Origin of the sequence: Bradyrhizobium sp. ORS 375, from assembly GCF_000239775.1 — a bacterium.
GTDB lineage: Bacteria > Pseudomonadota > Alphaproteobacteria > Rhizobiales > Xanthobacteraceae > Bradyrhizobium.
The window spans coordinates 1-9,873 of sequence record NZ_CAFI01000245.1; the positions used below are offsets into that span (position 1 = coordinate 1).

General features: G+C 65.0%; 4 protein-coding genes. All 4 read left to right on the plus strand.

Going from position 1 to position 9,873, the window contains the following annotated elements; genetic code table 11:
* Positions 1-1,714 (plus strand): HlyD family type I secretion periplasmic adaptor subunit (locus tag BRAO375_RS19185; RefSeq protein WP_052536106.1); only part of this gene is annotated, 1,714 nt, incomplete at its 5' end.
* 67 nt (positions 1,715-1,781) lie between these two features.
* Complete coding sequence (locus tag BRAO375_RS19190) at positions 1,782-3,902, plus strand: autotransporter strand-loop-strand O-heptosyltransferase (protein ID WP_035641195.1); 2,121 nt, start codon at positions 1,782-1,784, stop codon at positions 3,900-3,902.
* Positions 3,903-4,441: 539 nt separating this feature from the next.
* On the plus strand, positions 4,442-7,750 hold the full coding sequence (locus BRAO375_RS19195) for a beta strand repeat-containing protein (protein WP_009029114.1): 3,309 nt from the start codon (positions 4,442-4,444) through the stop codon (positions 7,748-7,750).
* 570 nt (positions 7,751-8,320) lie between these two features.
* The coding region (locus tag BRAO375_RS19200) for a hypothetical protein (RefSeq protein WP_035641198.1) at positions 8,321-9,873 on the plus strand (1,553 nt) is incomplete at its 3' end.

Genomic DNA, 9,873 nt, shown 5'->3' on the forward strand with positions numbered 1-9,873 from the left:
GCGCAAGAAGAAGGGCAGCACGATGGGCCGCGCGCTGTCGCTGTTCGGGCTCGGCGCCCAGGCACCGCGGGAACGGCGCGGCGAAGGCATCCGCGAGATGGACTGGCAACAGTCCGCGCCGATGCGCGGCTACGAGCCGGAGCTGGCACCGCCGCCGCGCAATGCGCCTGCCCGCATGCCGAACAATAATACGGCCGTGCTTGACGTCCGGGATGCACGCCGCGATGGCGGCTTCGGCGACGCGCCGCGGCTGACCGGGCAGCACAACCTCCCTGCCCGTATGGGCCACGCGCCTGCCGTTCCGCAAACCGGCGTCCGCCGACTGGTCGGCACGGCCGGCACCGCGTTGACGACCGGCATGACGTTCATTGCGGCGCAGGGAACAGCAGCCCATCTCGACGATGATACGGACGAGCAGCTGGTGCCGCGCGTCGGCCGGATGTTCGAGAACGAATTGCGCCTCGGCCTGCGCGTCCTGCTGGTGGCCGCCGTGTTCGGCGGCGGCTGGCTGACGCTGGTGCCGCTGGCCGGCGCCGTCGTCGTGCCCGGCAATCTCGTCGTGCAATCCAACGTCAAGGCCATCCAGCATCCAACCGGTGGCATCGTCGCGGAGATCAAGGTCGACAATGGCAAACGTGTCGCCGCCGGCGACCTGCTCGTTCGCCTCGACGCGACGCAGAGCCAGGCGCAGTTGCAGTCGATCACCAAGCAGCTGAACGAGCAACGCGCCAAGATTGCCCGCTTGTCGGCGGAGCGCGACGGTCTGGAGCAGCCGGAATATCCGGCGACGCTGACCTCACGCGCCGACGACCCGAACGTCCGTGCCGTCATCGCGTCGGAAAACGCGCTGTTCAAGGCGCGCGCGGTCACCCGCAAGAGTCAGAAAGAGCTGCTGCAGGGCCGCATCGTCCAGCTGAACAACGAGATCAGCGGCATGGAATCCCAGCTCGATTCCAAGACCAAGCAGATCGATCTCATCAAGGGTGAATTGGCCGGCGTGCAGGATCTCTATGACAAGCGCCTCGTCCCGCTGACGCGACTGACGACGCTGCAGCGGGAAGCGGCGCGGATCGACGGCGAGCGCGGCCAGCTGGTATCGAGCGTCGCCGAAACGCGATCGAAGATCAGCGAGGCTGAGCTGCAGACGGTCAAGATCGATCAGGACTTCCGCAGCGAAGTGGTCAAGGATCTCAGCGAGTCCCAGGCCAAGGAAGGTGATCTGGTCGAAAAGAGCGTCGCCGCACGCGACCAGCTCGACCGCATCGAGATGCGCGCGCCCAATTCGGGCACCATCCACCAGCTCGCGGTTCACACCATCGGCGGCGTGATCAAGCCGGGCGAAACCATCATGGAGCTGGTGCCTGATTCGGACGAACTGCAGGTGGAAGGGCACGTGCAGCCCAAGGACATCGATCACGTCCATACCGGACAGGACGCGATGGTGCACTTCAATGCCTTCAATTCGCACACGACGCCGAAGTTGAGTGGCCAGGTCTCGTTCGTGTCGCCTGACATCACCAACGACCCACGGACCGGATCCACCTTCTACACGGTCAGGATCACGCTGCCCGATGAGGAGCGCAAGCGTCTCGGCGACGTCAATCTGAAGCCGGGCATGCAGGCGGAAGTCTATGTCCAGACCGGCACCCGTACGATGCTCAGCTATTTGATGAAGCCGGTTCTCGATCAGTGGCGCCGCGCCTTCGTGGAGTGATTGGATGTGACAAGCTGCGGTCTGCGCTCCCTTTCGCGGGGACCGCGGACCGCTTCAGTCCCTCAGCATGAACATTGCAAATTTTTCCCGGACCTCGGACCCGACGATGGGGCCGCCCATTGCAATCCCATACGCTGAAGCCCAACCGGGCAGACCGGCGGCCGAGCTGCCGTTGAAGCCTCGGCTTCCGTCCCCGTCGACCGTGCCGACGCAGGAGGGCCCTCAGGGGCTTCGATTCGATTTCAACGATGGCTGTCGCGTCATGCTGCCCGATAACGGGCAGGCCTGGCATGTCCGGCTGAGCGATCTCGAAACCGCGAATGTCCTGTTCGACATCGATCTGCGCTCAGGATTCGTCAACAGCAGCAAGCGCTACTTCATTCCATTCCGGCTCGAGGTCTGGTGTGGTCAGGAGCTGCTGCTGCGCCACGACTACGATGCCAACGGGCGCGATGTCCTGATCCAGTTTCCGGTCGGTACCATCGGCGATGTCATCGGCTGGCTCAGCTATGCGGTGAAGTTCAAGGAGCTGCACCAGTGCCGCCTGACCTGCGCGTTGGGCGAGCCGCTGATCGCGTTGTTCGGCGCCGCCTATCCCGACATCACCTTCGTGACGCACGAGATGGTTCAGGCGGAGCGCTATTACGCCACCTACTCCGTCGCGCTGTTCTTCGACGACATCGAACAGGTGTATCAGCCCTGCGACTTCCGACAGGTCGGCCTGCACCGCTCCGCAGCCTATATTCTCGGCGTTGATCCGGCGGAAAGCCCGCCGCGCGTGGCGCTCGGCGACGACAGCCGTCCGATCCCGGAGCCGTATGTCTGCATCGCCGTGCAGGCGACGACGCAGTGCAAGCATTGGAACAACCCGGACGGCTGGGAGAGCATCGTGGGCTTTCTCCGGGCCACGGGCTATCGCGTCATCTGCATCGACCAGAAGGCGGAGAGCAGCCGCGGCGCTTTCCAGACGCGGATTCCTGCCGAGGCCGAGGATCAGACCGGCGACAGGCCGCTGCAGGAGCGCGCCCGCTGGCTGCGGCACGCTGACGTCTTCATCGGCCTGTCCTCGGGACTGTCCTGGCTTGCCTGGGCCGTCGGCACCCCGGTCGTGCTCATCAGCGGCTTCACCCATCCCACCAACGAGTTCGCGACGCCTTACCGCATCATCAATCATCACGCCTGCAACAGCTGCTGGAATGACACGCATCATCGCTTCGACCATACGGATGCTCTGTGGTGTCCGCGATGGAAAGACACGCCGCGGCAGTTCGAATGCACGCGCGTGATCACGGCCGACCAGGTCGAGGCCATGTTGCGCAGGATCCCCGGCTTCGGACAGGGCATGCGCCCGCAGCCGCGCATCCCGACAGCGGCGACGCGGCAGCCGATGCCGCACGCCGCAGCACACGCAGCCGGAGAGCCACCCCGCCCGACCGTGGAGGAGCCGATCGCGCTCGCTGCCCTGCTGTCGCGCTCCCACGGCGACGTCCCGCGCGGCGGCCTCGCCGTCGGCGTGACCGTTGCCGCCGGCAGATTGATGGATCAGGCCGCCGCACAAATCGCAGAAGGCGACCGAAACGCGACGTCCAGTGATTTGGCCGGCGCGCTGCAGAACTACAAGCAGAGCATCGACATCCTCAGGTATCTGACCCAGGCCGATCCGGATCATGCGGGCTTCCAGCGCAACCTCGCGGTTGCCTTGAACCGCATCGGCGCCGTGCTGTTCGTTCAGCGAAATCTCCAGGGCGCGAATGCGGCCTATTCCGCCAGCCTGGCCATGAGCCATAAGCTGACGGCGACCCATCCCGGCAATCCGACCTTTCGCCGCGATCTCGCGTGGTGCCACGCTCTGCTGGCCGACGTGCTCGCAGCGCAGGGCCGCCATGCCGAAGCCTTCGAGCAACGTCGCAACAACGCGGCCCTGATGACGCAGCTCGCCAACGCCGCGCCCGGGGATCCGCCGCTGCAGCAGGCACTGGCAGCGTCCTATCAGAGTCTGGGCGACGCCCTCGTCCCGCTCGGCAATTTCGACGGCGCGCTGACCGTCTACCGGATCAGTCTCGGCCTCACCAAACGCGGACTCGATGCGAACGGGCAGGATGCCGCCTGGAACGGGCTCTACACCAGCCTGCTGCAGAAGATCCGGACCGCCCTGCTCGCCCAGCGTCAATCAGCGCCGCCATCCTGAGCTGTCGCGACCGACGACGCCGGCCGGCTCAACGCCCCAAGCATCGCACTGCCCGTCCAAGATCTCGCCGGATTCCCGCGGTTGCGGCAAAGTTCGGGCTGCTCACTGCGCATCGTCGCGGACGCTCACCCCTCTCGACACCATCTGCGACACGTCCTCTGACCGGCGAGATGCGGGCAACATCTTGACGAGAAGGTGAAGTTCGCGTCAGATCCGCGCATCCCGCACGTTGGGCTTGCCGCTGAAAATCAGTCACTTGGCAGCTCGTTCGGCGCATCGATCACAGCTCCGCGATGCCCGAACAACAACATATTTGCGGACTCCCCCACGCCTCTTTTGGCCCGATTGCTTCGACCATATAGCCGGGTGCGACAAAGTAACGCGCGACACAACGGCGCGCGACACAGCATCGCACACACGCGGCGCGCGGCTCGGATGCGCAACGCGTGCGGCGGCAGGGCCGATGCAGTCCGCATCGTCTGGCCAGTTTCGGTACGGGGCCCGGCCGGGCGTCGGATGAACTTGGGGAGAGATGATCCATGGCGAATAACACCTTCAACGCGACGGCCCTGGCCAACGGCACGTCGAACCTGCTGGTGCGCGCCTCCGCGCTCAATTTATCGACCGATCTCGTGCAGGCAGGCGTGGTGTTCAACGACGCAGTCCGCGCCTCGCTCGGCCTGTTCACGCAGGCCGGCAGCGGCAACTCCAATCCCTTCCTCGGCAGCTACACCACCGACCTGCACGCCGTGCAGAACGACATCGCTGCGATGCTCGCCAATCCCGGACAGGTCACCCTCGGTGGTCAAACCTTCACGCTGAATGCCACCGACACCGCGGTCCTCACCAACGTGCAGGCGCAGATCTCCACCCTGATCACCGCCGCCGCACAGACCACCAACGCGGCCACGATCACCGCTGCCGACCAGACGCTGCATGCGGTCCAGCAGGAGATCCTGCAGGAGATCAACGGCGACGCGCATCTGTCCGGTGCGCTGAACAAGGTGAACTTCCTCGCCAACACCGGCGGCCAGGACGTCGCCTTTCAGAATACGCCGGCAGGCGCCGACGACGCCGCGACGCTCGCAGCGGCGACCGCCGGCAACACGCTGAAGGACGTCGGCCTCGTCTTCAACAAGGTGGTCGATCTCGCGTCCGGCGGAATTCACACCGGCAATCTGCAGGAGGTCACGACCGACCTCACCGCGATCTCGCAGGGCCTGACCAACATCCTCAACAACAAGACTCAGCTCGCCCAGATCGAGAACGGCGAGACGGCGAACGCCGCCGCGCTCACCACCATCCACCTGCAGACGGTGCTGGGGCAGATCAACCTCGAGCTCAATCAGTATGCCAAGGCGGAGACGACCGGCAATCAGGCTGCCTTGCGCGGCACTGCCGACAATCTGCTCGACAGCATCGACATCATCCAGAACGACGCCAATCTGAACATGGCGGCCGGCGGCAATGGCATGCCGGGACATGCCGGCGGCTTCGCCGAAGATCCGGGCGGGTTGACCGGCACGGTGACCAAGTTCCAGGACAACCAGGCACAGACGAACTTCTGGGCCGCCTTCCTGGCCGAAGGCAACACCATCAACGCGACCCTTCAGAAGATTGCGACCGGCGGTGCGCAGGCCAGCGCTGCGCTGCTGACGCAGATCCAGAACTACCAGGCATTCGGCGCCAATTTCGATGCCGCGCAAGGCAACGTCTTCCGAGGCCGCTTCGACAACGAACTGCTCAGCGGCACGCTGGAAGCCGACACGGCGGCGGCCGTGAAAGGCCTGCAGGGCATTCTCAATGGCGACACGGGTGCGGTGCTCGCCGCCGACAAGGCCATGCTCGCTGCCGCCGGCCAGGGCTTTGCGGCCGACGCCATGGACGTCTCCGGCAACAACATCGCCATCGGCGGCGCCACCTATGTCGGCACGGCGACCACGGTGTCGACGGCCACCTCGGTGCACGGCCTCGCTCAGGGCACCATCCCGGTGACGGCAACGCCGAACATCGCCAACGGCACCGGCGGCACCTCCTCGACGCCGCCCGCCGGCAGCACGACGCCGGTGAATTTCAACCCGACCGCGCTTGCCAACGGCACGTCGAACCTCCTGACCCGCGCTACTGCGATCCAGCATTCGACCGATCTGGTGCAGGCCGGCGTGGTCTTCAACGATGCGGTGCGCGCCTCGCTGGGTCTCTTCAGCCTCGCCAACAGTGGCAACTCGCCCGCCTTCCTCGCGAGCTATCAGGCCGACATCACGGCGGTGCAGACCGATATCGCGGCGATGCTGGCCAATCCTGGTCAGGTCACGCTCGGCGGCAAGACGTTCGCCTTGAACGCCACCGATACGGCTGTCCTGACCAATGTCGAGGGGCAATTAGGCACACTGCTGCAGGCAGCCGGCCAGTTCGCCAACGCCAGCACCTCGGCTGCGGCAAGCCAGACGATCCACGCGCTACAGCAGGAGATCCTGGGCGAGATTCATAACGACGCGCACCTCGCGAACGCCTTGAACAACGTCCCCTTCCTCGCCAACACCGGCGGCCAGGACGTCGCGTTCCAGACGTCGCCTGCCGGTGCGGACGATCCCGCGAGCCTTGCTGCGGCCACGGCCGGCAACAGCCTGAAGGACGTGGGTCTGGTCTTCAACAAGGCCGTCGAGGTCGCCTCGGGCGGCATCAACGCCGGCAATCTCGCCGAGGTCCACGCGGACTTCACCGCGGTCCAGCAGGGACTGACGGCCATCCTCAACAACAAGACTCAGCTCGCGCAGATCGAGGCTGGCGAGACCGCGAACGCAGCCGCGCTGACCACGATCCATCTGCAGACGGTGCTCGGACAGATCAACCTGCAGCTGACCAAATATGATCAGGCCGCGACGACCGGCAATCAGGCAGCCTTGCGCGGCACCGCCGACAATCTGCTCGACATCATCGACATCGTTCAGAACGACGCGAATCTCAACACCGCGGCTGGCGGCAACGGCAATGCAGGCCATGCCGGCGGCTTCGCCGAGGATCCGGGTGGATTGACCGGTACGGTCACCAAGTTCCAGGACAACCAGGCGCAGACGAACTTCTGGGCGGCGTTCCTTGCCGAAGCCAACACCATCAACGCAACCTTGCAGAAGATCTCGACCGGCGGCGCCCAGGCGAGCGCAGCGCTGATCACGCAGATCCAGAACTATCAGCAGTTCGGCGCCAATTTCGACGCCGCGCAAGGCGCGGTCTTCCAGGGCCGCTTCGACAACGAGCTGCTCAGCGGCACGCTCGAGGCCGATACGGCAGCCGCCGTAAAGGGTCTGCAGGGCATCCTCAACGGCGACACGGGCGCCGCGCTCGCCGCCGACAAGGCGATGATCGCCGCTGCCGGCCAGGGCTTCGCGGCCGACGCGATGGACGTGTCCGGCAACAACATCCCCGTCAATGGCGGCACCTATGTCGGCACGGCCACGACGGTCTCGGCGGCGACCTCGATCAAGGGCACGGCGCACGGCACCATTCCGGTCACGGCCACGCCAAACCTCGCCAACGGCACCGGCGGCACTGCGGCGGCGGGAACGACAGCCGCGGGCGGAGCTGCGGCTGGCGGCGCAGCGGCCGGAGGGACGGCCGCGAACGGAGGTACGCCTGCCGGCGGAACGGCCGGCCAGGCCAATGGCGGAACGTCGAGCGGCACCACCACCGCAAACAACGGCAGCAACAACATGCAGCACAGCGATCCGCACCATTGTCACGATCACGGCCAAGGCCCGCACACGAGCCAGGGCGCACATACAAGCCAGGCTGCGGCGGCCGCTCCCGACATGTCGCATCATCACGCGATGTACCACATGTGGGCTTGAGCCAACGGGACAAGCAACGGCAGCAGCTGCGTTGATCAGATCCCGGGAGCGATGAGGTGAGGTTCAGATCTCACCTGCTCCCGGGTGAAACGAAGCGAGGATGAGCAAGGAAGATGCGAGGTCGGGTGCAGCAAAGAGGGCTTCCGAGATTCGCCGAGATGCATCTTCCATTCCTCACCACAGGCAGCCATCGTGCTGGAACTCTTCTAAGGTGAAGATGGATCGGGGCTGCAAGATCAGGGCAACTTCTTGTCCAGACCGTGCGCCGACGCGTCGACCACAATTTGATGTTGCAAGGATGCCACGACGGAAATCAACAAGTTAGAACACTTCTACAGGCTGCCGTGACCCGGCTGCGACACCGAGCCCATGCCCGAACAACATCATATTTGGGGACTCGGCGGCGCTTCTTTTGGCCCCATTGGAGCAAATAATTCCCAGGTGCTCTGAGGCTGCGACATTTCGCCCGCTCTGCGAGGAGTGAACGAGACGTCGCAACCCGATCAACGCCCGCGTGCTGCCTCTACGCCAAGCAGCTGATGCCGGGTTGAAACTTGGGGAGATAATCTGATGGCAGCCAATACCTTCAACCCGACGGCGCTGGCGAATGGCACGTCCAACCTGCTCGTTCGCGCCTCGGCGCTCAACCTGTCGACCGACCTCGTGCAGGCCGGCGTCGTGTTCAACGACGCCGTTCGAATCTCGACCGGCCTGTTCTCGACGCCGCAGAACAGCGGCAACTCCAACCCGTTCCTCGGCAGCTACACCACCGACCTGCATGCCGTGCAGAACGACATCAACGCGATGCTGGCGAATCCCGGCCAGGTCACCGTGGGCGGCAAAGCGTTCACGCTGAATGCTACTGACACTGCCGTGCTCACTCAGGTGTCGAACGAGATCACGACGCTGATCAACGCGGCGCCCAATACGACTAATCCGGCGACGCTGGCCGAGGCCGATCAGACCATCCACAACGTGCAGATGCAGATCCTGGGACAGATCCATGGGGATGCGCACCTTTCGGCCGCTCTCAACGGCGTTCAATTCCTGGCCAATACGGGTGCCATGGACATCGGGTTCCAGCCCCTTACCGTCGGCAACGACAGCGCTACCAATCTTGCAGCTGCAACAGCAGGCGATCTGACGGCCATCGGATCGGTGTTCAACGCCGTCGCGACACTGTCGATGGGTGGTATGAGCGCGAACAACATCAACCAGGTCCAGGCTGATTTCACGGCCATCACGCAGGGCCTGCAGAACATCCTGAATGACCCGGCGAAGCTCGCCGCCATCGAAGCCGGCCAAACCGCTGTCGATGCGCAAACGACGACACTGCATCTGATGACGCTGCTCAGCCAGGCAAACCTTCAGCTGAACAACTACGACGTTGCCGAGACGATGGCCAGTCCGACGGCGCTACGCGGCTCGGCCGACAACATCGTCGACATGATCGACGTGTTTCAGAACGATGCGGCCCTCAACAAGGCGGCGGGCGGCACCGGCATGCCGGGACATGGCGGCGGCTTCGCGGAGGATCCGGGCGGGCTCACCGGAACCGTCACGAAGTTCCAGGACAACCAGGCGCAGACCAATTTCTGGGCGAGCTTCCTCGCCGAAGGCAATACGCTCGGCGCGAAGCTGGTTGCGGTCGCAAATGGAACGGGGACGGCGTCGCAGGCGCTGATCGACCAGATCACGAACTACCAGAACTTCGGCGCCGCGTTCGATGCAGCCCAAGGTGCGGTGTTCAAGGGTCGGTTCGACGACGAGCTCGCCGCCGGTGCTCTGCAGTCCGACACCATCATGGCCACGAAGGCGCTCCAGGGCATCATGAACGGCGACACCGGTGCCGCCCTGGCGACCGACCAGGCGATGCTGAAGGCTGCGGCCGCGAACTACATCGGCAACGCCGGAGACATTGCGGGCAACAACATCGCGATCGGCGGATCGGCCTACGTCACGTCCGCGACGAGCTTCGTGACGGCGACTGCGGTCAATGGCATCGCCCAGGGCACCGGCATGCCCGCCGGCGCTAACCCGAACATCGCCAACGGCACTGGCGGAGCTGTCGCAGCCCCAACCACGCCAGGTGGCACCACCGGCGGCGGCATGGCCGGCGGCGG

Coding starts and splice junctions, on each gene's coding strand:
- BRAO375_RS19195 (WP_009029114.1), top strand. CDS start 4,442: ATGGCGAATAACACCTTCAACGCGACGGCCCTGGCCAACGGCACGTCG.
- BRAO375_RS19190 (WP_035641195.1), top strand. CDS start 1,782: ATGAACATTGCAAATTTTTCCCGGACCTCGGACCCGACGATGGGGCCG.